The organism is Proteobacteria bacterium CG1_02_64_396, from assembly GCA_001872725.1.
Classification (GTDB): Bacteria; Pseudomonadota; MNWR01; order CG1-02-64-396; family CG1-02-64-396; genus CG1-02-64-396.
The window spans coordinates 1-21399 of record MNWR01000038.1 but is presented as its reverse complement, the minus strand read 5'-3'; the positions used below and the strand labels follow the sequence as shown (position 1 = coordinate 21399).

Annotated in this window: 19 protein-coding genes and 1 pseudogene; 6 read left to right on the top strand and 14 right to left on the bottom strand. The window is 62.7% G+C overall.

The features are described 5' to 3' along the window. Positions 1-13: 13 nt before the first annotated feature. Genes AUJ55_04810 through AUJ55_04800 form a run of 3 tightly spaced genes read right to left on the bottom strand, consistent with a single transcriptional unit; the run spans position 14 to position 3136 of the window. A complete protein-coding gene (locus AUJ55_04810; GenBank protein ID OIO58605.1) occupies positions 14-1666 on the bottom strand; it encodes a 2-polyprenylphenol 6-hydroxylase in 1653 nt (550 codons plus the stop codon). Positions 1667-1726: 60 nt separating this feature from the next. Next, on the bottom strand, positions 1727-2380 hold the full coding sequence (locus AUJ55_04805) for a hypothetical protein (protein OIO58604.1): 654 nt from the start codon (positions 2378-2380) through the stop codon (positions 1727-1729). A gap of 15 nt (positions 2381-2395) precedes the next feature. Next, positions 2396-3136: a bifunctional demethylmenaquinone methyltransferase/2-methoxy-6-polyprenyl-1,4-benzoquinol methylase gene (locus tag AUJ55_04800; protein ID OIO58603.1), complete on the bottom strand. Its 741-nt coding sequence runs from the start codon at positions 3134-3136 to the stop codon at positions 2396-2398. 181 nt (positions 3137-3317) lie between these two features. Between AUJ55_04800 and AUJ55_04795 the strand changes: the two genes are divergently transcribed. The 6 genes from AUJ55_04795 (at position 3318) to AUJ55_04770 (ending at position 9831) form a co-directional block, all read left to right on the top strand. After that, the gene (locus AUJ55_04795; protein ID OIO58602.1) at positions 3318-4367 is read left to right on the top strand and encodes a heat-inducible transcription repressor HrcA; all 1050 of its coding nucleotides are present in this window, start codon (positions 3318-3320) and stop codon (positions 4365-4367) included. Between the two features lie 106 nt (positions 4368-4473). Next, on the top strand, positions 4474-5040 hold the full coding sequence (locus tag AUJ55_04790; protein OIO58601.1) for a nucleotide exchange factor GrpE: 567 nt from the start codon (positions 4474-4476) through the stop codon (positions 5038-5040). Positions 5041-5091: 51 nt separating this feature from the next. Further along, a complete protein-coding gene (locus AUJ55_04785; protein OIO58600.1) occupies positions 5092-7005 on the top strand; it encodes a molecular chaperone DnaK in 1914 nt (637 codons plus the stop codon). Between the two features lie 181 nt (positions 7006-7186). After that, positions 7187-8323: a molecular chaperone DnaJ gene (locus AUJ55_04780; protein OIO58599.1), complete on the top strand. Its 1137-nt coding sequence runs from the start codon at positions 7187-7189 to the stop codon at positions 8321-8323. A 127-nt stretch (positions 8324-8450) separates the two neighbouring features. Beyond that, the gene (locus AUJ55_04775) at positions 8451-9011 is read left to right on the top strand and encodes a hypothetical protein (protein ID OIO58598.1); all 561 of its coding nucleotides are present in this window, start codon (positions 8451-8453) and stop codon (positions 9009-9011) included. Positions 9012-9027: 16 nt separating this feature from the next. Next, positions 9028-9831 (top strand): 4-hydroxy-tetrahydrodipicolinate reductase, encoded by an 804-nt coding sequence (locus tag AUJ55_04770; protein OIO58597.1) that lies wholly within the window; start codon positions 9028-9030, stop codon positions 9829-9831. 189 nt (positions 9832-10020) lie between these two features. Here the strand turns inward: AUJ55_04770 and AUJ55_04765 are convergent, their stop codons facing one another. The 11 genes and pseudogenes from AUJ55_04765 to AUJ55_04715 all read right to left on the bottom strand — a co-directional run bounded on the left by AUJ55_04765 (position 10021) and on the right by AUJ55_04715 (position 21246). Continuing rightward, complete coding sequence (locus AUJ55_04765; GenBank protein ID OIO58596.1) at positions 10021-10707, bottom strand: hypothetical protein; 687 nt, start codon at positions 10705-10707, stop codon at positions 10021-10023. Positions 10708-10726: 19 nt separating this feature from the next. Next, the gene (locus AUJ55_04760; protein ID OIO58612.1) at positions 10727-12253 is read right to left on the bottom strand and encodes a hypothetical protein; all 1527 of its coding nucleotides are present in this window, start codon (positions 12251-12253) and stop codon (positions 10727-10729) included. Positions 12254-12477: 224 nt separating this feature from the next. After that, positions 12478-12690 carry a hypothetical protein gene (locus tag AUJ55_04755; protein OIO58595.1) on the bottom strand — a complete coding sequence of 71 codons (213 nt, stop codon included), beginning with the start codon at positions 12688-12690 and terminating at the stop codon, positions 12478-12480. 59 nt (positions 12691-12749) lie between these two features. Beyond that, the gene (locus AUJ55_04750; GenBank protein ID OIO58594.1) at positions 12750-13319 is read right to left on the bottom strand and encodes a hypothetical protein; all 570 of its coding nucleotides are present in this window, start codon (positions 13317-13319) and stop codon (positions 12750-12752) included. 31 nt (positions 13320-13350) lie between these two features. Continuing rightward, positions 13351-14391: a hypothetical protein gene (locus AUJ55_04745; GenBank protein OIO58593.1), complete on the bottom strand. Its 1041-nt coding sequence runs from the start codon at positions 14389-14391 to the stop codon at positions 13351-13353. Between the two features lie 165 nt (positions 14392-14556). Next, a complete protein-coding gene (locus AUJ55_04740; protein ID OIO58611.1) occupies positions 14557-16470 on the bottom strand; it encodes a hypothetical protein in 1914 nt (637 codons plus the stop codon). Between the two features lie 257 nt (positions 16471-16727). Next, on the bottom strand, positions 16728-17393 hold the full coding sequence (locus tag AUJ55_04735; protein OIO58592.1) for a hypothetical protein: 666 nt from the start codon (positions 17391-17393) through the stop codon (positions 16728-16730). Then, positions 17390-18088 carry a hypothetical protein gene (locus tag AUJ55_04730; protein OIO58591.1) on the bottom strand — a complete coding sequence of 233 codons (699 nt, stop codon included), beginning with the start codon at positions 18086-18088 and terminating at the stop codon, positions 17390-17392. Before AUJ55_04730 ends, AUJ55_04735 begins: the two co-directional genes overlap by 4 nt. Next, positions 18085-18420, bottom strand: a pseudogene (locus tag AUJ55_04725) (hypothetical protein). Before AUJ55_04725 ends, AUJ55_04730 begins: the two are co-directional and overlap by 4 nt. A gap of 203 nt (positions 18421-18623) precedes the next feature. Beyond that, the gene (locus tag AUJ55_04720; GenBank protein OIO58590.1) at positions 18624-20099 is read right to left on the bottom strand and encodes a DNA methyltransferase; all 1476 of its coding nucleotides are present in this window, start codon (positions 20097-20099) and stop codon (positions 18624-18626) included. Positions 20100-20199: 100 nt separating this feature from the next. After that, positions 20200-21246, bottom strand: a complete 1047-nt coding sequence (locus AUJ55_04715) for a hypothetical protein (GenBank protein ID OIO58589.1) — start codon at positions 21244-21246, stop codon at positions 20200-20202. Positions 21247-21399 lie beyond the last annotated feature (153 nt).

Below are 21399 nucleotides of genomic sequence, written 5' to 3'. Positions count from 1 at the left end.
ATGCTTCACGCGGTTAATCCTCTCGTTCCAAAAACAGGGCGCCGGGCCTGAAGACAATCCACAGCGCCACGACCAGACCCCCCAAACCCATCCAGACCATCCAGTGTTGCCCCAGGAAGGTCGCCTCCTGCTGCGCCCCCCCCACCAGCAAGGCGGTGGAGGCGATCACCGTCACCACCCCCTGCCCCGCCCGGTCGATGGAGCGACGGATGGGAAGGAGCTCGGGGATGCGATTGGTGGCGACGATTTTGCCGTGCAGCGCCGCCCGTCCCAGGGAATGCAGGGTTTCGGGCAAATCGACCAGCGCCTTGAGCGCCGCCTCCCCCTTTTCGAACCCCTTTTCGGCCAGCTTTTTGGGGGCCATCTGCTCGGCCATCCAGCGTTCGGCCCAGGGGCGGGCGACCTCCCAGACATTGAGGTCGGGGTCGAGCCTGCGTCCGAGCCCCTCGACCGCCACCATCGTCTTTTGCAGCAAAATCAGTTGCGGCTGAAGCTGCATATGGAAGGCATGGGTGGTGCGTAGCATCCGTTGCAGCAAATCGCCGATGGAGATCTCCCTCAAAGGCTTGTCGAAAATCGGCTCGGCGATGGCCCGCAGCGCCTGCTCGAATTCAACGATGTTGACCGTCTCGTCGATGAACCCCGCCTCTAAATGCAGGACCGCCGCTTTGTGGTAGTCCTTGCGCACCAGGGCGGTGAGCATCCCGGCCAGGTTGCGCCGGGTCGCCTCGTCGACCGTGCCGACGATACCGAAATCGAGCGCCACCACCCGTCCGGCGGCGTCGACGAAAACGTTGCCGGCGTGCATGTCGGCATGAAAAAAGCCGTCGCGAAAGACCTGCTTAAAGAAGACCTCGGTGGCGATCTGCGACAAACGGTGGACGTCGATCCCCGCCGCCTTGATCCGCTCGGTCTCGTCGATGGGGATGATCCCCCCCATCCATTCGAGCACCAGCACCCGGCTGGAGCACAAATCCCAATAAACCTGGGGCACCCGAAAATCGGGATCGTCCCGAAAGCGCTCGGCCAACCTTGAGGCATGAGCCGCCTCGCGCATCAGGTCGATCTCGCTCATCGAGGTGCGCTCGAACTCGGCCACCACATCCATGGGGCGGAAGCGGCGGGCCTCGATCCAGTAGCGGTCGATCAGCCGGGCGATCACCTCCATCACCTCGATGTCGGCCTTGAACTGGGCCACCACCTTGGGTCGACGCACCTTGACCGCCACCTCCCGCCCATCGCGGGTGACGGCGCGGTGAACCTGGGCGATGGAGGCCGAGGCGGCGGCGGTCTGCTCGAAGGTGGGGAACACCTCTTCAAGCGGGGCGTGGAGATCCTCTTCGAGGATGGGTCGGATCGACTTGAAGGGTTCGGGGGGGACCTCGTCCTGCAGGCGGGAAAGCTCCCCCACCCAATCCTCGGGAAGCATGTCGGCGCGGGTCGAAAGGGCCTGCCCCAGCTTGATGAAGGTTGGCCCCAGGTCGAGCAGCGCCTGCACAAAGCGGGCAGGGGAGGTTGCTTGCGGTTTGCTGCGGCGCAGGGGGCGGACGATCCAGACGTAGAGGCGGAACAGGTGGATGCGGTCGGCCAGCTCGTCCAAACCGTGGGCCACCAACACCCGGGTGATCTGCAACAGCCGCAGCATGATGCGCAGGGTGTGGAACATCTTAGCCCCCGAACCTCACGATTTGACCCCTCTCAGGGGCGAAGGGGCTGGCATGCGGCCTCACGGCGCCACCTTTCGGCCACCCGATTGCCGCTCCAGTTCGGCCAATCGCCGGTCGAGGTGGTCGACCTTGGGCAGCAGGGTCATCACCTCGATCCGCCAGGTTTCGACCTCGCCGCGGGTGGCGGCGATGCGCTCCAAGTGGGTGCGGATTTTCGTCTCGGCGGCAACGTCAATCTTGGCGACCTCTTGGCGCACCCTGCCCACGATGGCCAGCAGGCGGCGCACCACGGTGCGGGTGAGCATGGGGCCGAGCAGCGCCTCCCAGTCGGGATTCACCGCCTCGAAGGTCTTTTTAAGGGTGATCGAAAGGTCGGTCGGCCCCTCCAGCTTGATTTTTCCCGCCAGCAGCATCGCCTCGGGATCGCCCCCCATCGCCATCGTCAGCAGGGCGTCCATGCTCCCCGACAGCACGATGTCGGCGGGGCGATTGCCCTCGGGGTGGACCCCAATGGCGCCGGTCTCGAAGACGATGAAGAGGTGACGGTCTAGATCGGTGAAGCGGACCAACATGCTGGTTCCGGCCATGGCGTCGAAGCCGTTGAAGAGCTGGGGCTGTTTTTGCCGCAGCAACCGCAGCACGGTGCCGAGCATCAACGCCTGAGCGGTGGGGGGCATCAGGGTGAAGGGGACGGCCAGGGGGTTAATCAGCATGGGGAATCCCGATTCTTAGATCTTATAGCCCACATGAAGGGCGGCCACGCCACCGGTCAGGTTTTCCCAGGTGACGTGGAAGAAACCGGCCTGTTCCATCATCGCCCCCAATTCGGCCTGGGGGGGGAAGCGGCGGATCGACTCGACCAGGTACTGGTAGGAATCGCGGTCGCCGGTGATGAGCTCCCCGATTTTGGGGATGGCGTTGAAGGAGTACAGATCGTAGAGCTTGTCGAGCACCGGCAGGACCGGCTTAGAGAACTCTAAACAGAGGAACTGCCCCCCCGGCTTGAGCACCCGGTGCATCTCTTTCAGGGCGTTGAGCGGGGTGGTGACGTTGCGCAGGCAAAAACCGATGGTGACCACATCGAAGCTATCGTCGGGCAGGGCGATGGTTTCGGCGTCCCCCTGGCAGAACTCGATGTCGTGCAGGTGCCCCTTGTCGACCACCCGGTCGCGCCCCACTTTGAGCATCTCGTGGTTGATGTCGTAGACCACCACCTTGGCATGATCCCCCCCCTTGGCCCGCAACAGCAGGGCCAAATCGCCGGTCCCCCCCCCGACATCGAGGGCGATCCCCCCTTTGGGAAAGCGGGCGCGGGCCACGGTGTAGCGTTTCCAGAGCCGGTGCACCCCGCCGCTCATCAGGTCGTTCATCAGATCGTATTTGGGGGCGACCGATTCAAAGACCTTGCGGACATGGTCGACCTTTTCTTGGACCGGAACTTCGCGAAAACCGAAATGGGTGGTGGACATAAAAACCCCTTGAAAAGTCGGATGGTGGCCCAGTGTACCCTGCAACGGAGCAATGCCGAAACGACCAACAATAGGGGTGCCCACCCTGCCGCCACGAAAATCGGCACTCTTGCCTTTGAAGTGCTAACATTCGGCGCCCCTGGCAGAAAAACATCAATATTTATCGAGGAAAACCGGCTTCATGGCAGTGCTTAATCCCCGGCAAGAGGCGATCCTGCATGCGGTCGTCGAGGAGCACATCCAGACCGGCCAACCGGTCGGATCGCGCACCCTCTCCCGCGCGCCGGGGGGGCTGGGGCTTTCACCCGCCTCGATCCGCAACGTCATGTCCGATCTTGAAGCGATCGGATTGCTGGCCGCGCCCCACACCTCGGCCGGGCGCATCCCCACCGATCTGGGGCTGCGCTATTTCGTCGACTCCCTGATGACCCTGACCCCGGTCGCCGAAACCCAGCTCACTCGGTTGCAACAGGCGCTGGGCCATTTCGGCTGGAACGTGCAGGAATCGATGGGAGAGGTCGGTCGGCAGCTTTCGGCCCTTTCGGGCGGCGCAAGCATCGTCTCGGCCCCCCGCAGTGACGACCGGGTCTTTCATCAGCTCGAATTTGTGCGGCTGTCCTCCGAGCGACTGCTGATGGTGCTGGTGAGCCGCTCGGGGCTGGTCGAGAACCGAATGCTCATCAACCGGGAGGGATGGAGTCAGAGCGATCTCGACACCATGGCCCGCCGCCTGAACGAGCGCTTTTCGGGCCGCACCCTGATTGAGATTCGCCAAGAGCTATTGCTAGAGCTCAGCGCCGACAAACAGCGGATCGACGATCTGACCGAGGCACTGATCGGGATTTCCGACCATGAGCGGGGGCTCTTCTTGGAGGGGAGCAGCCAGCTTTTGGAATACCCCGAATTGAGCGACCCGGCCCGGCTGCGCAGCTTGCTGGGGGCCATCGAGGATCGCCGCCGTCTGGCCAGCCTGCTTGAGGACGCCATCGTTGCGCCGGGGGTGAAGATCTTCATCGGTCGGGAGCACCCGGTGGCCGAATCGCTGGGCATCTCGGCCATCTGCGCCCCCTACTCGGTGCAGGGCAAGGTGATGGGGGCGGTGGCGGTGATCGGTCCGGCGCGGCTCGACTTCCCGAGGGTGGTCCCCATCGTCGATGCCACCGCCAAGCTGCTGGGGGCCTTTATGACTCAAATCCAAGGGGGGGAGTCGGGGACGACGCGTAAGCCTTGACGCCCACCCGCTACGCCCTACTTAACCTTGGCGCGGCGGTCGGGTCCTCCCCGCCCAACCCCCGGCCGCCGCCATTTTTCACCCATCCGACATGAACGAGGAACGCATGACCGCCGAACACGAGAGCCCACGCCAGGAAGACACCGCCGCCGAGGCGCAAACCCCGGAGGTCACCACAGCCCAGGAGGAGGCACCCCCCGTGGACGAGGTCGCCCAGCTTCAGGCCCAGATCAAAGAGCAAGAGGAACGGGTGCTGCGCACCCTGGCCGAGATGGAAAACCTGCGTCGCCGCGTCGCCCGCGAAAAAGAAGAGACCCAACGGTACGCGGTCGAAAAATTCGCCGGCGACGTGCTCAGCGTGATCGACCATTTAGAATTGGCGCTCAACCACGCCGGCGACGACGAGGCGGTCAAACCGATCCGCGAGGGGGTTGATCTGACCTTGCAGCAGTTCTTGCAGATTCTGGGACGGCACGGCGTCGAGCGGATCGAGGCGGCGGGTAAACCCTTCGATCCTCGCGAGCATCAAGCGGTCGGGCAGAGCCACAGCGAAGAGATCGCCCAGGGGTTCGTCGCCGTCCAAATGGCCCCCGGCTACCGCATCAACACCCGGATCCTGCGTCCGGCGATGGTGATGGTCTCTTTGGGACCGCAACCGGCAGCCACCGAATAAGTCAACCTACGTCAAAACCAACGTTTTTCGTTTCTTTAAGGAGCGCACACCATGGGCAAAATCATCGGCATCGATCTGGGCACCACCAACTCCTGCGTGGCCGTCATGGAGGGGAAAGACACCAAGGTCATCCCCAACGCCGAAGGTCGTAACACCACCCCCTCCATCGTCGGGTTTTCTGGCGACGGCGAGGTGCTGGTCGGCGAGCTGGCCAAGCGGCAAGCGGTGACCAACCCCGAAAACACCATCTTTGCGGTCAAACGTCTGATCGGTCGCCGCTTCGACGATCCGGCCGTGCAAAAGATGAAGGACCACGTCCCCTACCACATCGTGGCCGCCGACAACGGCGATGCCTGGGTCGAGGTGTCGGGCAAGAAATACGCCCCCGCCGAGATCTCGGCCAAGATCCTGGCCAAGCTGAAGAAGGATGCCGAGACCTACCTGGGCGAGACGGTCACCGAGGCGGTGATTACCGTGCCCGCCTACTTCAACGACGCCCAGCGTCAGGCGACCAAGGACGCCGGGCGCATCGCCGGTCTCGATGTGAAGCGGATCATCAACGAGCCAACCGCCGCATCGCTGGCCTACGGCCTCGACAAGAAGAGCGACGAGAAGATTGCGGTCTACGACCTGGGCGGCGGCACCTTCGACATCTCGGTGCTGGAGATCGGCGACGGGGTGATCGAGGTTCAAGCGACCAACGGCGACACCTTCTTGGGCGGCGAGGACTTCGACGAGCGGGTTCTGGCCTACCTGGCCGACGAATTCAAGAAAGAGAACGGCATCGATCTGCGGGCCGACCGCATGGCATTGCAGCGCCTGCGCGAAGCGGCCGAGAACGCCAAGAAAGAGCTTTCGAGCTCGCAGCAGACCGACATCAACCTCCCCTTCATCACCGCCGACGCCACCGGCCCCAAGCATCTGAACATGAAGCTGACCCGGGCCAAGTTGGAGCAGCTGGTTGAAGACCTCATCAACCGCACCATCGAACCCTGCAACAAGGCGATGAAGGATGGTGAGGTCAAAGCCTCCGACATCGACGAGGTGGTGCTGGTCGGCGGCATGACCCGTATGCCCAAGGTGCAGGAGCGGGTGAAGAACCACTTCGGCAAGGAGCCCCACCGCGGGGTGAACCCCGACGAGGTGGTCGCCATCGGCGCCGCGATTCAGGGCGGTGTGCTCACCGGCGATGTGAAAGACGTGCTGCTGCTCGACGTCACCCCACTGTCGCTGGGGATCGAGACCTTGGGTGGGGTCTTCACCAAGATCATCGAGCGCAACACCACCATCCCGAGCAAGAAGAGCCAGACCTTCTCGACCGCCGAAGACAACCAGAACGCGGTGACGATTCAAGTCTTCCAGGGCGAGCGCGAAATGGCCCGCGACAACAAGCTGCTGGGCCGCTTCGACCTGATGGGAATCGAGCCCGCCCCGCGCGGCATGCCCCAGATCGAGGTCACCTTCGACATCGACGCCAACGGCATCGTCCACGTCTCGGCCAAGGATCAGAAGACCGGCAAGGAGCAGTCGATCCGCATTACCGCAAGCTCGGGCCTGAGCGAAGACGAGATCGAGCGCATGGTCAAAGATGCCGAGGCCCACGCCGAGGAGGACCACAAGCGCAAGGCGATGATCGAAACCCGCAATCAGGCCGACAACCTGGTCTACACCGTCGAAAAGGCGCTCAAAGAGGAGGGAGCCGCCCTACCTGATGAGCAAAAAGCGCCCATCCAGGCCGCCATTGCCGAACTCAAAACCGCGATGGAGGGTGAAGATCAAGGCGCCATCGAGGCCAAGATGAACGCCCTGACCCAAGCGGCCCAAGCGCTGTACCAAGCGGCCGCCGCCAAGGCACAGCAAGAGGGCGGCGCCCCCGGCGGGCACGAGCAACCTGCTGGCAACCAGGGGGGCGACGATGTGGTCGACGCCGAGTTCGAAGAGGTGAAGGACGACAAGAAGAAATAATCGGCCGGCGAAGGCGGCGCTTCTTTTGTAGGAGCGCCGCCCCGGCGCGATTGCTTATTCCTTCGATCACCGGTCCCATAGGACCAATAAGACCTATAAGACCTATGGGACTTATAGGTCGCCCAAGCCGCCGCCGCGTCATGCGGCGGTTTGCGCTTCCGGCCCAGGAGCAACCCGGACCATGTCCAAACGCGATTACTACGAGGTCCTTGGGGTTCACAAGAACGCCCAGGATGCCGAAATCAAGAAGGCCTACCGCAAGATGGCCAAGGAGCACCATCCCGACCGCAACGCCGGGAATGCCGAGGCCGAGGCCAAATTTAAAGAGATCAACGAGGCCTACGAGGTCCTCTCCGACAGTCAGAAGCGGGCGGTTTACGATCAGTACGGCCATGCCGGATTGAACGGCGCCGGCGCGGGGGGTCCGGGGGGTTTTTCGACCGGCGACTTCGGCGGTTTTGCCGACGCCTTTGGCGACATCTTCGGCGACATCTTCGGTGGCGGAGGTGGTGGTCGTGGGGGGCAGCGGCAGAGCCACAATGCCGGTTCCGACCTGCGCTACGACCTTGAGGTCGCGCTGGAGGAGATCGCCGAAGGGAAAACCATCGAGATCGAGATCCCCGCCATCGTCGCCTGCGACGTCTGCGACGGCAGCGGCGCCAAACCGGGCACCTCCCCCATCACCTGCACCACCTGCCATGGCCGGGGTCAGGTCCGCATGCAGCAGGGATTCTTCACCGTCAGCCGCCCCTGCCCGCAGTGTGAGGGCACCGGGACGATCATCCCCGAGCCTTGCAGCACTTGCCACGGCCAGGGGCGGTTACGACGGCCCAAGAAGCTCAAAATCACGGTTCCCAAAGGGGCCGACGAGGGGACTCGCATCCGCCTGAGCGGCCACGGCGAGCCGGGGCTACACGGCGCCCCCTCGGGCGATCTCTACATCGTGCTGCACCTCAAGGAGCACCCGATCTTCGACCGGGAGGGGCCCCACCTGCTGTGTGAAGTCCCCATCTCGTTCACCGAAGCCGCCTTGGGGGCCGAGGCCGAGATCCCCACCCTGGGGGGACGGGCCAAGATCAAGATTCCCGCCGGAACGCAAAACGGCCGGATGTTCCGGCTGCGCGGCAAGGGAATCTTTGATCGCCGCTCGGGGGCCACCGGCGATTTGCTGGTGCGGGTCAAGATTGAGGTGCCGGTGAATCTGAGCGAGCAGCAGAAAGATCTGCTGCGCCAATTCGCCGCCGTTTCGGGCCAGGAACACCATCCTCAAAGCAGCGGTTTTTGGGACTCGGTAAAGAACTGGTTCGACAAGATTTGAGGGGCGCGGCTCAAGAGGGGGGTGGATGCGCTGGGCGTATCCACCCCCCTCTCGGTCCCTTGTCGTAGGGTGGATGCGCAGCACATCCACCATGCACCCCCATCCACCCGCCCCCACCGGATCGCCCATGTCCCAAACCCTGATCCTCTACGCCCATCCCGATTTCCCCCCTTCGGTGCTCAACCGGCAAATGGCCGCGGCGATCACGGGGCTGCCGGGGGTGACACTGCACCGCTTGGCGGCGGCCTATCCCGACTTCGCCATCGACGTGGCCCGCGAGCAGGCGTTGCTGGTGGCCCATGACACCGTGGTGCTGCAAACCCCCTTTTACTGGTACTCGACCCCCGCCATCTTCAAGCACTGGCAAGACCTGGTGCTGGGGTTCGGTTTTGCCTACGGACCGGGGGGCGACAAACTCATGGGAAAGAAATTCGCGGTGGCGCTGACCTCGGGGGGACCGGCCGAAACCTACGCAGAGCAGGGCCGCAATCGCTACACCATCGAGGAGTTGTTGCGTCCGCTGCAAGCGATGGCCAGCCTCTGTCAGATGGCATGGCAGCCCCATTGGCATGTCGGCGGCATCGCCAACATCCCCGGCTTGCCTCTCGCCCCCGAAAAAGAACAGGCGCTCGCCTCGGCGGTGGCCGATTACCAGGGCTGGATCCAACGACTTTCTCAAAACGCCTGATTTTCTGGGAGAAACCATGACCACCATCGGCATTGTCGGCGCCGCCGGACGGATGGGACGGCTGATCGCCGCCGCCATTCAACGCACCCCCACCGCCACCCTGGGGGGGGCGCTTGAATACGAAGGCAACGCCGCCCTAGGCAGCGACATGGGCGCCCTGGCCGGGATCGGCAACCTGGGCATTGCGGTCGGGACCGACCGGGAGGCGCTGTTTGCGGTCTGCGACGTGGTCATCGACTTCTCATTGCCCGAATCGACCCGACTTTCCCTCGATGCCGCCGTCCGCCACGGCACGGCACTGTTGATCGGCACCACCGGCCTTTCAGCCGAAGACCATGCCTTGATCGACGCGGCGGGTGAGAAGATCGCGGTGCTGCAAGCGGCCAACACCTCGCTCGGGGTCAACGTGTTGGTCGAGCTGGTGCGCCAAGCGGCCGCCACCCTAGATGCGGACTTCGACATCGAGATCGTCGAGGCCCACCACCGCCACAAGGTCGACGCCCCCAGCGGCACCGCCCTGGCGCTGGGTCAAGCCGCCGCCGAGGGGCGGGGGATCAACCTTGAGACCAACAGCGTGCGTTCGCGCGACGGTCACACCGGCCCCCGCCCCGAGGGGAGCATCGGCTTTGCCACCGTGCGCGGCGGCGATGTGGCCGGGGAGCACGACGTGCTGTTTTTGGGGGAGGGGGAGCGGATCACCTTGGGGCACGTCGCCACCAATCGGGCGATCTTCGCCAACGGGGCGGTCAAGGGGGCGATGTGGCTGGCGGGGCAAAAGCCGGGGCGGTATACGATGAAGCAGGTGTTGGGGCTGGGGTAAGAACCAAAGCGTCTCGCGCGAAGCTGCGAAGGGCGCTAAGAAAAACGCAGCGCTGTGGCTGGACGGTTTTGGCCTTTTGGAGGGCCACGCTCCGTCGTGGCCGCGCCCGATGGGCGCAGGACGCGCCGGAGCGCGTCCCTCCAAGTCCGATGCCGGGGGTACCAGCCTTTCAGAATCGACTGGACCCCCTCAGTCCATCCCCAAATCTTCAACGAACCTCAAATCCACCCCGTATTGCCCCTCCTCAATGTGCAGCACCCGCAGCGTCACCTCCTTCACCCCCTGCTCGATTTGTTTCCGGCTCCAGGCAATCCCTTCTGCGCTGACGGCAAAAGGGACAAGGTCGCGCACGGTTTGAAAAGAGGTGGGGATATGAATTCGGCGCGGGCGCAGAAGAGCAGAAAGACCTCGATGAACGCCGATGGCGGCCAAACCGGCTGCCATCAACGCTGCGACCGCAATATCGGGCGCAGCGACCGTCATGATCGGCCCTACGATCAAAGGGGCCACCGTTCCACCCCAAAGCACCAAGTGCCATCGGGGTGATAAGTCCGGTTCGGGCCAGCGCCGTGCCCCCAATCGCTCCTTGAGCGCCTGCCAAAACGCCCGCTCCTCCTCAAACCGCACATGGCGACGCAGCGGCGTTTCCAACTCGATTTCTCCCCGACCGACCCCCCATAACCCCATCAACACCCGGCGTAGGCGGTAAAAGGCGCGCTGCGTCTGGCAGGGTGGATCGTCCTGGATGGTCAGGTGATCCTCGATCAGCTCGATCGCCTGACGGGGGGTGGCGATCTTCATCCAATCCTCGTCGCTGATCGCCAGCCCGAAGCGCTCCTCCAATTCCATGACGATTTCGACCGAATCCAGCCCCATTCGCCCCTCCTCCCCTCCATCACAACGAACCCAGCTCGATCCTCCCCTTGATCCCGATCCGCTGCAAGAACCCCTCGTCGTGGGAAACCACCACCAGCGCCCCCGCGTAGCGCCTGAGCGCCCCCTCCAGTTGCGCCTGCGCCTCCAGATCGAGGTGATTGGTCGGCTCGTCCAAGAGCAGCAGTTCGGGGGGGTGGGGGCTGGACCACGCCAAACACAGCGCCAGCCGCAGCCGCTCCCCACCGCTGAGCCCCGTCACCTTTTGATCGACCTCATCGCCTCGAAACAAGAAGGGGGCGAGCAGCTCGCGTCGCACCCCCTCGGCCAAGTCGGGGCGCGCCCACCCCACCACCTCCAGCACCGTTCCCCCTTGCGCAAATTCGGGTTCCTGAGCCAGGTAGGCGACTTGCGCCGTGCCGCGCCGAATCACCCCTTCGGTTGGGTTCAGCCGTCCAGCCAACAGCTTGAGCAAAGTGGTTTTGCCGCTGCCGTTGGGGCCGGTGATCGCGATTCGGGCCGGGCCGTTCATCTGCCACGTCTGAGGAGGAACCACCAGCCGCGCCGCGTTGGGGGGGCGGTAAGCGGCCGCATCGAGGGCCAGCACCCCCTTATCGGCGGGGAGGGTCACGGTGGGCAGCTCAAAACCGGGGGGGGCCTCCCGCGCCACCTGGGCCTGCGCCTCACGGCACTGCGCCTCCACCCCCTGGCTCTGCCGAACGATGCGCTGCGCCAGCCGCCCCTTCGACCGTTCGGAACGCTCCTTCATGACATCGAGCAGCACCTTGGCCTGCCCACCTTGCGCCCGCTGCCGCTTGCCCCGGCCGTCGCGCCGCGCCTTGCGCTCTTGGGCCTGCTGCGCCTCGCGCCGCAGTCGATCCCACTCTTGCTCGGCATGATCCAACCGCTGCCGCGCCGCCTCGGCCTGCAACTGACGCTCGCGCTCATAGAGGTCGAGGTTGCCGCCGTAGTGGCGCACCCCCAGGGGGGAGAGTTCGACGATGTGGGCGACCCGGCGCAGCAGCTCCCGGTCGTGGCTGATGATCAGCAGGCCGGGCTGGGTTTCGACCAGGCGATAGACCGCCTGGCGGGCCGCCCGGTCGAGATGGTTGGTCGGCTCGTCGAGGATGAGCAGTTCGGGGTTTTGCAGCAGGCATCCGGCCAGCGCCACCCGGGTTTGCTCCCCGCCGCTGAGGGTCGCGGCGGGGCGATCCAGGGCAAGGTCGGCCAGCCCCATCCGTTCCAGGGCGGCGCGGGCTTGATCCTCTAGATCCCAGCATTCGCCCACGGTCAGCAGGTCGTCCTGCCCCCCCTCTCCCGCCAGGATGCGGGTGAAGGCACGCCATTGCGGGTCGATGCCGAGCGCCTCGGCGACGCTGCCGCATGGCTCGGGGCGACGATGTTGGGGCAAGAAGACGACCCGACCCGAGGCGGTGATCGAGCCTTGACTGGGGCGCAATTCCCCGGTCAGCAAACGGGCCAGGGTGGTTTTGCCCGCGCCGTTGGGGCCGATCAGGGCGGTCGGCGCCTCGCCGAGGGTCAGGTGCAGCGATGCAAAGAGGGGGGGCTGGCCTTCATGGGCGAAGGCGACCCCGTGCGCCGTTAGGCGCGGGGGGACCGTACGGGGCATGGGGGACTCCGAAGGGGAGAACGGTCGACAGGGGCAGCGCGCGGTACGTCAGCAAGCCGTCTGAATCACGTTCGTCACCCTCCAAAAAAAGTCGGTCCACCCAATGAAGCGCCCCTTCGTGGGTATGAAGGGGTTTTGGTTCCTTACTCCTCGAAGGCGCCCTGGCTGGCCGCATGCAGAAGTTTGATGACCTCGCCGCCAACCTCTTGGCCGATCCACCCCTCGTGGACCATCGCCGCCATGGGGGCCATCAGAAAAAAGAGGAACATGTCGGAATCGCCCGCGCTGTCGGCCACCGCCATCCCCAAACCGTGTTCGAATTGTTGCCAGGCAGCCGCCGCGCTTGTTTCAGACATCTAGGTCTCCAAAAAATGGGGGGAATGGGTTCAAGATGGGGGAGCCTGGGGCGCCCGCGTTAAAAAACAAGGCCAACCCTGATGAGATCGATATCGAAAAACCAATTGTCGTAACTGTCGAATTTGTAAGTGGCTTTGACGTAGGGGTTGGTGCCGGTCAGGTTGTATCCCCAATAAAGTCCCACCCCCCAATAAACATCGGCCCCGAATAGATCGTAGAACAAACGAAATCCCAGGTTTCCCCCAACCCCAACCCGGCGCGAGGTCAACCGCTCGTACCCTCGGCGGGTCGGCGCCGGACCGTAGGCATAGGTGTAACGAACGAAGGGGCCGATGTAGAGACCGTTCACCACGGTGGCATCGTGGGAAACCTTCAAATCAAAGGGATACCAGCGAACCACAGCCGAATAGTTGCGATACTGGGGCAGGGCATAGCGAGAGCGATTATGGGGGTCTAGGCTCTGATTGTACCCAGCGACATATTCAAGACTGTCCTCTTCGACGAAGTGGTCGATCTCCCCCCCTTGGTAGCCCAACATCGCCCCCCAATAGGGCTCGGCCCACACCGGCACCATCGCCAGAGCCATCCACGCCAAACCCCATCCCAATAGTTGGACCCCCTTGCCCATCGCACCCCCTTGTCCTTTTGGCCCCAATCGTTCAGCGCCTTCCTCTCGAAAATTCGAGGGTCCCCAGGAAACACCCCATCGCCCCCCCCTGGCCGCCGAAAGAGGTATCCCAGTTCGAAGCACCCATGTAGGTGAAGGTGGTCCCTGAAACCGACACGTTGCCGTCCAAGGGTTTTTCGTAACGGGTCGCCAGGATTTCGCTCTGGATCCGGGTTCCGTCGGCGGGGATGCTGCCGTAATAGGAATAGGGGCTGTCGGTCTTTGTTAATCCAGCCACCTCGAAGAAGGGGGTACTGCCATGATCGAGATCGATCAGATTGATCCCGTACGAAATCCGCTGATCTGCGAGGGGATTCCAGGCGATGTCGATCCAGTCGTACACCGCCCCGGAGGGGGAGATTCCCCCGACAAACGGTAGGACATAGTCGTTGATGTCGTCGCTCAGGGTTTGATTGGAGCCATCGGTCAAAACCATTTGAAAGGTGTAGACCTGAGGCAGAGCGGGAAGAGAGACACCAAAATCGGCAGCCGCCAACCACTGGTTCCGGGCAGCATCGAAACTCATCGGCAACGGAGCGGGCAGCAGCCCCCCTTGAACCGAGACGGAGATCAACTGCACCAACGGGTCGCGTACCCGGAAGGTGGCCCCAAAACCGGTATCGGTATGGCGCGATTCGGCGGTGGGATAGGCAAAACCCATGGCGATATCGAGCCCGGTTAAGGCGTCGCCGACGTTCACGGTGACAGGCAAGGGATAAACACCGACCGGTTCGTCGATATTCAACCGCCAGTCGAGGTTGCGGTCCAAAAAGGCCAAAAGGAAGTACTGCCCCCCATCGACTTGGTTGAAGGTGTAGCTTCCATCGGGATTGGGGATGATTCTGTGGGTAATCCCCCGATTGAATCCCCCATCCAGGAATCCCCCATCCAGACTCAGAAGAACCCGAACGTCCCCCGCCTGAGACAGGGTATTGGTCACCATCCCCGAAAGACTGGCCGCCATGGCCGGTAGGGTGAGCAACCCCATCCCCACCCCAAGCCCCCATCGCCACACCGTCATGACTCGTTGCATCCCCACCTCCTGCTCCCTATGAAACGGCTCAACATCGTGACGCCAAGACTACTGGAGCCGACTCAAAAACCCAGCCCCCGTTGCCTGCTTCCCGTCAAAAAAAATGGCGGCCCGAAGGCCGCCATCAAGGGAGGGAAGGAAAGTCGTGCCACTGCAAAACCGCCATCAGTGCCCCGCCGCCCGAGCCACTGCGTCGCGCATCAGGGCGACCGCCTTGTAGTCGGTCCCCTTCCAGACGAAGTTGCCGTTGGGGTCGAGGACGACGAAGAAGGGCAGGCCCGTCTTGAGCTCACGGTACTGGGGATCGTTCTGGAAGCGCAAAAAGTCGGCCTCTTTATCGACCAGACGCAGCGGCACCGCGTCTTGGTTCAAGATCTGCCGCAACACCGGATCGCTGCCGGCCTGGTGGGCGAACTCTTTGCAGTTGGCGCACCAGGCGGCATAGAAGTCGATGAAGATCGGCTTGCCGGTTTTCTTGGCCTCGGCCAGGGCACCCTCGATGGTGCGGTGCCACAGGATGCCGTCGTGCTCCTCGATGTCGCCTTGAGCGCCCGCCGCACCGGCCACCACCATCGGCTGCGGCTTGGGCAGAATCAGCCCCGATTGCGCGAATCCGGCCACCAGGTAGTAGGCGCCGATCAGCCCCACCACCACACCGCCAAACTTGCGCAGCTTGTCCTGGGGCATGGCGTCGTCCTCGACCTTGGCGAAGACGTTCATGTGCACGATGGCGATCCACAGGGCGACCAGACCGACCACGATCCCCAGGGTGACCCCCTCCTCGACCCCAGCAACCCCCATCCCCTTCGAGAAGTAGATGTAACCGAAATAGAGAATCAGCAGGCCGAAGCCGTACTTGACCTTCTCCATCCAGGTGCCGGGACGGGGAGGACGAACCTTGATCAGGCCGACGATGAAGAAGGGGACGCCGATGCCGACGCCGAACCCGGCCATCATCAAGCCACCCTTGAGGGAGATGGCGAATTGATCCCAGAAGCTCAAAACCTGACCGGCCGCAGCCGCCGCGTTGGCAAGCTGGGCGATGGCGTCGGCCACCTGCAAGAGCAGGGCGAAGACGATGGGGCCAACGCAGGGGGAGATCACCAGCCCCGCGACCATCCCCATCATCAGGGTGCCGAACAAACCGCCGACCTGCTCACTCTTCTGGTCGAGCTCCCCGGTCTTGTCTTGCAGGATCGCCATCTCGTAGAAGCCGAGCAGCGCCAAACCGAAGAAGGCGAAGAAGAGGCCGAAACCGAGGTTGACCCAAGCCGACTGCATCAGGGTGTTGAGGGCGCCGCCGGTGAGACCGGCGATCAACCCGAGCAGGAAGTAGGTGAGGATGATCCCGACAGCGTAGGTCAACGCGTGGCGCAGACCGGCTTTGCGGTCGCCGCCACCCCGCTGCATCAAGATCGCCGAGGTGATCGGCAGCATCGGGTAGACGCAGGGGGTGGCGGTGGAGAGCAGACCGGCGACCAACATCAAGAAGAACGAAAACCAGATGTTCTGGGCGTTTTCTTGATAGAGGTTGGTCAACCGGGTCATGAGGGGAATGTCCTCCTCTTCCGCCGTAATGGGGGGGGCGACGGAAGAGGAGGCGCTGCCATTGCTGGCAGCGTTGGTAAGGGTCACGTGGGCCTCGACCATGTCGGGCATGTAACACACGTGGCTCCGATCGTTGCACATCTGAATGTTGACGGGGATGGCGAAGTCGCCCGCCGCCACCGTCTTGCCCGGTTGCGCCGCGAGCGACAGCTTGAAGATCGCCGTCCCGCGCAACACGACCGCCTTCACCTCGTCGTCCCGCACCCCCTTGGGGGCCTGGAGCACCGTCGCCTCGATCCCGCCTGACGCCAGGGTGTCGGTATCGACCCCGACCGGGATGTAGAGGCCGTCGTCCCCCTCGTCCATGTAGGCGTGATGATTCGCCGGGATGGTCAGGGTGAGGGAAACCTCGGCAGGCAGGCTTTCGATCTGGGCCGGGGTGGCCTGCAGGGTGGCCACCGGCAGTTCGTCGGCCTGAGCGCCCACGGCCAGCAACAGCAAACCGAAGGCCAACATGGCCCGCGCATTCATGGCAGACAACAAAGCAAGACGAGGGGCGAACATGAAGGTGAATCCTCCAACCCGTGGAAATGGTTGTGGGGGCAGACCAAATGCCTGGAACCGGTACGCGTTTAGAAGTGTGATTTCCACCACACCCGAAGGCGATGGCAGGGGCTTCTGAAAGAATCGTGCCAGAGTCGAAACGGGGGGGGAGTGACGTTTTTGGACACCCCGGTGTCGTGATCTGACACACAGGGTTCTAAAGATTTGTCGGATAAAGCCGCCCCTTACGGAGCGAGCATCTGGGTCAACTGCCGCTGCACCTGTGCCGCCACAGGGAGCAGCGCCGCCTCCCCTTTGGTCAGACTCAGCCGCGAAGGACGCCCTTGCTCCACCACCACCGGGATCTCAAGTCGAACCATCACCCAAGGTCGGGGAGCGCCGAGGATGCGGTCCCAGACATCCCACAACACCCGCCCCCGGTAGCTCCCCACCACCCGGTAGCCGTCGGTAAACCAGGACAGGGCCAGCAATCCCTTGTCGCTCCCTACTCTGGGTGCGGTGACGATCCGCATCGGCATCCCTTCACGGGGCAGGGTCCAGCCCGCAGGACCGTCCTCCAGGACCTCCCACCCTTGGGCTAGGTAGGCGTATTCGGGGGGGTGATGGGGGTGGCGGTCGCCGCCGGTCCCCACCAACAGCAGTCGCAGTGGATCCAGCGATTGCTGGGGCTCGTGGCGGTAGGAGCGCACCAATAAGGTACCTGCGCCGTGGTTGTGCAGCTCGTAGGGGGTGGGGGTCTCATCCTTCCCGATCATCCCCACCATGGCGGCGTCGACCTCGGGGGTCAGCTCGGGGGGGGCCAATTCCGAAACGGTCAGGGTCATCCAACCGGAGGCGATCACCCCGACCAGCAGAATAAGGTTGATGCGGGCCAAATAGGGTCGATTCATCGCCGTCCCCCCCCAAACCAGACCAGCAAAGCCAGGGTCGCCACCAGGGCCAGCAAGGCGGGCGCCCCCTCCACCACCCCGAACAACACCCCACCACCAAGCCAGTGCACCGCCCCCTGGCAGAGCCGGGCCAACGGCCACGCCAGCAGCAGCATGATCCAAAAACCCCGCACCCGACGGGGGTGCGCCGCACCGAGCAAGAGCGCTCCGGCCAGGGGCCACAGCACCACCACCCCGGTGCTGAGGTAGCCCGCGTTCAGGTTTTGCAGCATCTGTCCCAGCATCAGGGGGGCGGTCGGCAACGCCAGCAACGCCAACATCCCCACCAGAATCGGCTGACGCCAGAACTTAAGGCCGGGACGCAGCAGGGCGATCAACAGCAGGGGCGGCCCGAGGGAAGCAACGAGTTGAATACCCCCCGCCTGCCCCACCAAGGTGGCCAACACCGCCGCCACAGTGAACAGGGTGGAGAGCCACAAAGTGGGGCGGGGGGATTGACCGCGAAGCTGCCAGGCGATCACTGCCGCAAGCAGGGCGAGCAAGGGGCCTTGATGGTCATAGGGGGCGTTCAGCCAGGAATCGAACACCCACGGGATGCTAGGGGCGAACAGCAGGGTGCTGAGCACCCCGAGCAAGAGGAGGGAGCCCAGATGGAGGGGATGGCGTTCGGGGTTCGGGACGGCTTGATCGGTCATGACTGTTCCCCCTGAGCTGCACCACTTCGGGAGGCGTAAGGGGGGTGCATCCCCTCGTTCGGCTCGTCGGTCGTTGCCGCCCGTGCCCAGACAGCGTAGGCCGAGGAGGCATCGGCATCCAGCACCACGACTTCGGGCAGGTCGTAGGGGTGCAGGGTGGTCCGTCGGGCGATCAACGCCTCGACCTGCTCCGAGGCGGTTTTGCAGGTCAGCACCCACTCCCGCGCCTGCTCGACCTTGCCCTGCCAGCGGTAGTGGCTGGTGACCGGTTCTGAACCCTGCACGCAGGCGGCCAAGCGCTCGGAGATCAAGGTTTTGGCGATCTGCTGGGCCCGCCTTTGTGGGGCATCTGAAAAAACTTAGGGAAGCGCTGATTGATGCGCGCTTCCGAGCGGCCCAGGGATGGGCCGCCAAAATCAGGAGCGTAAGTGACTGATTTTGAAAGCGAAGCAAAAACCACGTCGCCTCAAGGCGCCTACTTTTGGTTTTTGCGTAGCGTGCTGATTAGAGGCAGGAGCCTTTAATCAGCGTTTCCTTAGAGAATGGCGGTAATCGCCCTAAAGCTGTTCAGCCCCGCCTCAAGGTTATCGATGATTTCAAGCGCTAGTTCGTCCGGTTCGGGCAGGTTATCCAGATCGGCCAGGCTCTTATCCTTCAGCCAGAAAATATCCAGGCTGGTTTTGTCGCGGGCGATGATCTGTTCGTAGCTGAATCTGCGCCAGCGCCCTTCTGGATTCGCGGCCTCATCCCATGTCTCTTCGCGCTCATGGCGATTGAGCGGGTTGTAGCTGGTAATGAACTCCTGCAAATCCTCGAAGCGCAGCGGTTTCTTTTTCAGCGTGTGATGAATGTTGGTGCGGTAGTCGTAGAACCACACCTCTTTCGTCCACGGCTCTTGGCTCGCGGCGTGGTTATCAAAAAACAACACATTCGCCTTCACGCCGTTGGCGTAAAAGATGCCGGTGGGCAGGCGCAGGATGGTGTGCAGCTCGGTGGTTTCCAGCAGCTTTTTGCGCACGGTTTCGCCTGCGCCACCCTCGAACAACACGTTGTCCGGCACCACCACCGCCGCACGTCCGGTGGTCTTGAGCATGGTGCGGATGTGCTGCACGAAGTTGAGCTGCTTATTGGAAGTGGTCGCCCAAAAATCCTGGCGGTTGTAGGTCAGCTCGTCCTTCTCCTGCTCACCTTCGTCGTTGGTGAAGCTCATCGAGCTCTTTTTGCCGAAGGGGGGATTGGCCAGCACATAGTCGTAGGTGGTTTGGGAGGGGGCGACCAACGCATCGTTGGATGAAACCGAACTGTCGCCGTCGATCTCGCCGATGTTGTGCAGAAACATGTTCATCAAGGCCAAACGACGGGTACCCGCCACGATTTCATTGCCGTGGAAAGTCTGGTGTTTAAGAAACACCTTCTGCGCCTTGTCCATTCGATGGGCTGCCACCAGGAAGTCGTAGGCTGCCAGAAAAAAACCCCCGGTGCCGCAGGCTGGATCGGCAATGGTTTTACCCGGTTCGGGCCGTACACATTCCACCATCGCACGAATTAAAGCGCGGGGGGTAAAGTATTGCCCTGCCCCCGACTTGGTATCTTCCGCGTTGCGCTCCAGCAGCCCCTCGTAGATGTCGCCCTTTACATCGGCGCCCAGCGTGACCCAACTGGTATCGTCCACCATGTCGATCAGGCGATAGAGCTTGGCCGGGTCTTGAATCTTGTTCTGCGCCTTGGTGAAAATCTGCCCCAACATGCCCGGTTTGTTGCCCAGCTCGCGCAACAACGTCACGTAATGCACTTCAAGTTCGGCGCCGCGAAAAAGCTTCAAACTGGGCCAACTGTATTCTTGGGGAATGGCCATCTTGCGGCTGTGGGGTGGCTGGCTGTATTCATCCGCCATCTTCAAAAAGATCAGGTAGGTGAGCTGCTCCAAGTAATCGCCATAACTCACCCCGTCGTCGCGCAACGTGGTGCAAAAACTCCAGACTTTTGAAACGATGGTGGCGGTTGCGTTCATTGTTATTACCCTCACTATTACCCCTACTAAAGGGTAGTTACTTCTTCTTTACCGTGTTGCCAGATCAATTGTGCACACAGCGAGCGCACAATTCTTCTAATCACTCATCCGGCGATTCCATATCCAGCCGCAACTCATCCTCGATCTGCTCGATGCTCGGCAGGCTGCTTTGCAGTTCTGGCGGCAGGGATTCAAGCAATTTGTATTCGGCAATGCCCATGGGCTGCGTCTTATCCCCCAAGGCATATTCGGCCACAATCTTGTTTTTGCTCTTGCACAGCAAGAGGCCAATGGTTGGGTTGTCGTGCTTGTCTTTGACTTGTCGATCCACGGCAGTCATGTAAAACCCCAGTTGCCCCAGATGCTCGGGCTTGAACTTGCCTCCCTTGATCTCGATCACCACATAACAGCGCAGTTTCAGGTGATAGAACAGCAGGTCGATGAAAAACTCATCTCCGCCCACATCCAGCAACACCTGACGCCCGACGAATGCAAAGCCAGCACCCAGTTCCAGCAGAAATTTGGTGACATGCTTTACCAGCGCATTTTCGATCTCGCGTTCTTGCGCTTCTTCGGACAGCCCCAGAAAGTCGAAACGATAAGGGTCTTTCAGCGACTCACGCGCCAGATCTGACTGCGGCTTGGGCAGGCAGGCATCGAAATTGGTGACCGCCGTGCCGCTCCGCTCCAGCAGGCGAGTTTCGATCTGCATCACCAGAACATTGCGCGACCAGTTGTGCTCTATCGCCTTGGCCGCATACCAGCGGCGGGATTCCGGATCAGCCAGCTTGTCCAGCAACGCCAACTGGTGATACCAGGGCAATTGTGCAAGCGCCCCTTGCACAAATTCCGCATCCGGCCACGCCTCGGCAAAAGCGCGCATGTACTTGAGATTGCGCGGCGAAAATCCCTTCATCTCGGGAAAGGAAGCGCGCAAATCCTGCGCCAGCCGATCAATCACCTTCGCACCCCACCCCTGCTTGGCTTGCCGCGCCAGAATGTCGCACCCGATCTGCCAGTACAACAGCACCAACTCCCGGTTGACCGCCAGCGTGGCGCGTTGCTGCGCAGAATGGATGCGGCCTTTAAGATCGGCCAGCCAATCGGCGTAGCCCTCCGGCATTGTCGGGACAGGTTTGCTGGTCATACTTTCCCCTTTCCTGTTTTGCGTGGCGCGGCGGATTGTGCCTCTCTTTCGGCCTTGACGCGCATCGGCTGCACTTGTCGCGCAATCCCGGCAAGGCGGTCTCTTTCCAATTCTTTCATTGCTTTTTCCAGATGGCCTTGCGCCTCAGCCTTG

Coding starts and splice junctions, on each gene's coding strand:
- AUJ55_04810 (OIO58605.1), bottom strand. CDS start 1,666: ATGTTCCACACCCTGCGCATCATGCTGCGGCTGTTGCAGATCACCCGG.
- AUJ55_04805 (OIO58604.1), bottom strand. CDS start 2,380: ATGCTGATTAACCCCCTGGCCGTCCCCTTCACCCTGATGCCCCCCACC.
- AUJ55_04800 (OIO58603.1), bottom strand. CDS start 3,136: ATGTCCACCACCCATTTCGGTTTTCGCGAAGTTCCGGTCCAAGAAAAG.
- AUJ55_04795 (OIO58602.1), top strand. CDS start 3,318: ATGGCAGTGCTTAATCCCCGGCAAGAGGCGATCCTGCATGCGGTCGTC.
- AUJ55_04790 (OIO58601.1), top strand. CDS start 4,474: ATGACCGCCGAACACGAGAGCCCACGCCAGGAAGACACCGCCGCCGAG.
- AUJ55_04785 (OIO58600.1), top strand. CDS start 5,092: ATGGGCAAAATCATCGGCATCGATCTGGGCACCACCAACTCCTGCGTG.
- AUJ55_04780 (OIO58599.1), top strand. CDS start 7,187: ATGTCCAAACGCGATTACTACGAGGTCCTTGGGGTTCACAAGAACGCC.
- AUJ55_04775 (OIO58598.1), top strand. CDS start 8,451: ATGTCCCAAACCCTGATCCTCTACGCCCATCCCGATTTCCCCCCTTCG.
- AUJ55_04770 (OIO58597.1), top strand. CDS start 9,028: ATGACCACCATCGGCATTGTCGGCGCCGCCGGACGGATGGGACGGCTG.
- AUJ55_04765 (OIO58596.1), bottom strand. CDS start 10,707: ATGGGGCTGGATTCGGTCGAAATCGTCATGGAATTGGAGGAGCGCTTC.
- AUJ55_04755 (OIO58595.1), bottom strand. CDS start 12,690: ATGTCTGAAACAAGCGCGGCGGCTGCCTGGCAACAATTCGAACACGGT.
- AUJ55_04750 (OIO58594.1), bottom strand. CDS start 13,319: ATGGGCAAGGGGGTCCAACTATTGGGATGGGGTTTGGCGTGGATGGCT.
- AUJ55_04745 (OIO58593.1), bottom strand. CDS start 14,391: ATGCAACGAGTCATGACGGTGTGGCGATGGGGGCTTGGGGTGGGGATG.
- AUJ55_04740 (OIO58611.1), bottom strand. CDS start 16,470: ATGAATGCGCGGGCCATGTTGGCCTTCGGTTTGCTGTTGCTGGCCGTG.
- AUJ55_04735 (OIO58592.1), bottom strand. CDS start 17,393: ATGAATCGACCCTATTTGGCCCGCATCAACCTTATTCTGCTGGTCGGG.
- AUJ55_04730 (OIO58591.1), bottom strand. CDS start 18,088: ATGACCGATCAAGCCGTCCCGAACCCCGAACGCCATCCCCTCCATCTG.
- AUJ55_04720 (OIO58590.1), bottom strand. CDS start 20,099: ATGAACGCAACCGCCACCATCGTTTCAAAAGTCTGGAGTTTTTGCACC.
- AUJ55_04715 (OIO58589.1), bottom strand. CDS start 21,246: ATGACCAGCAAACCTGTCCCGACAATGCCGGAGGGCTACGCCGATTGG.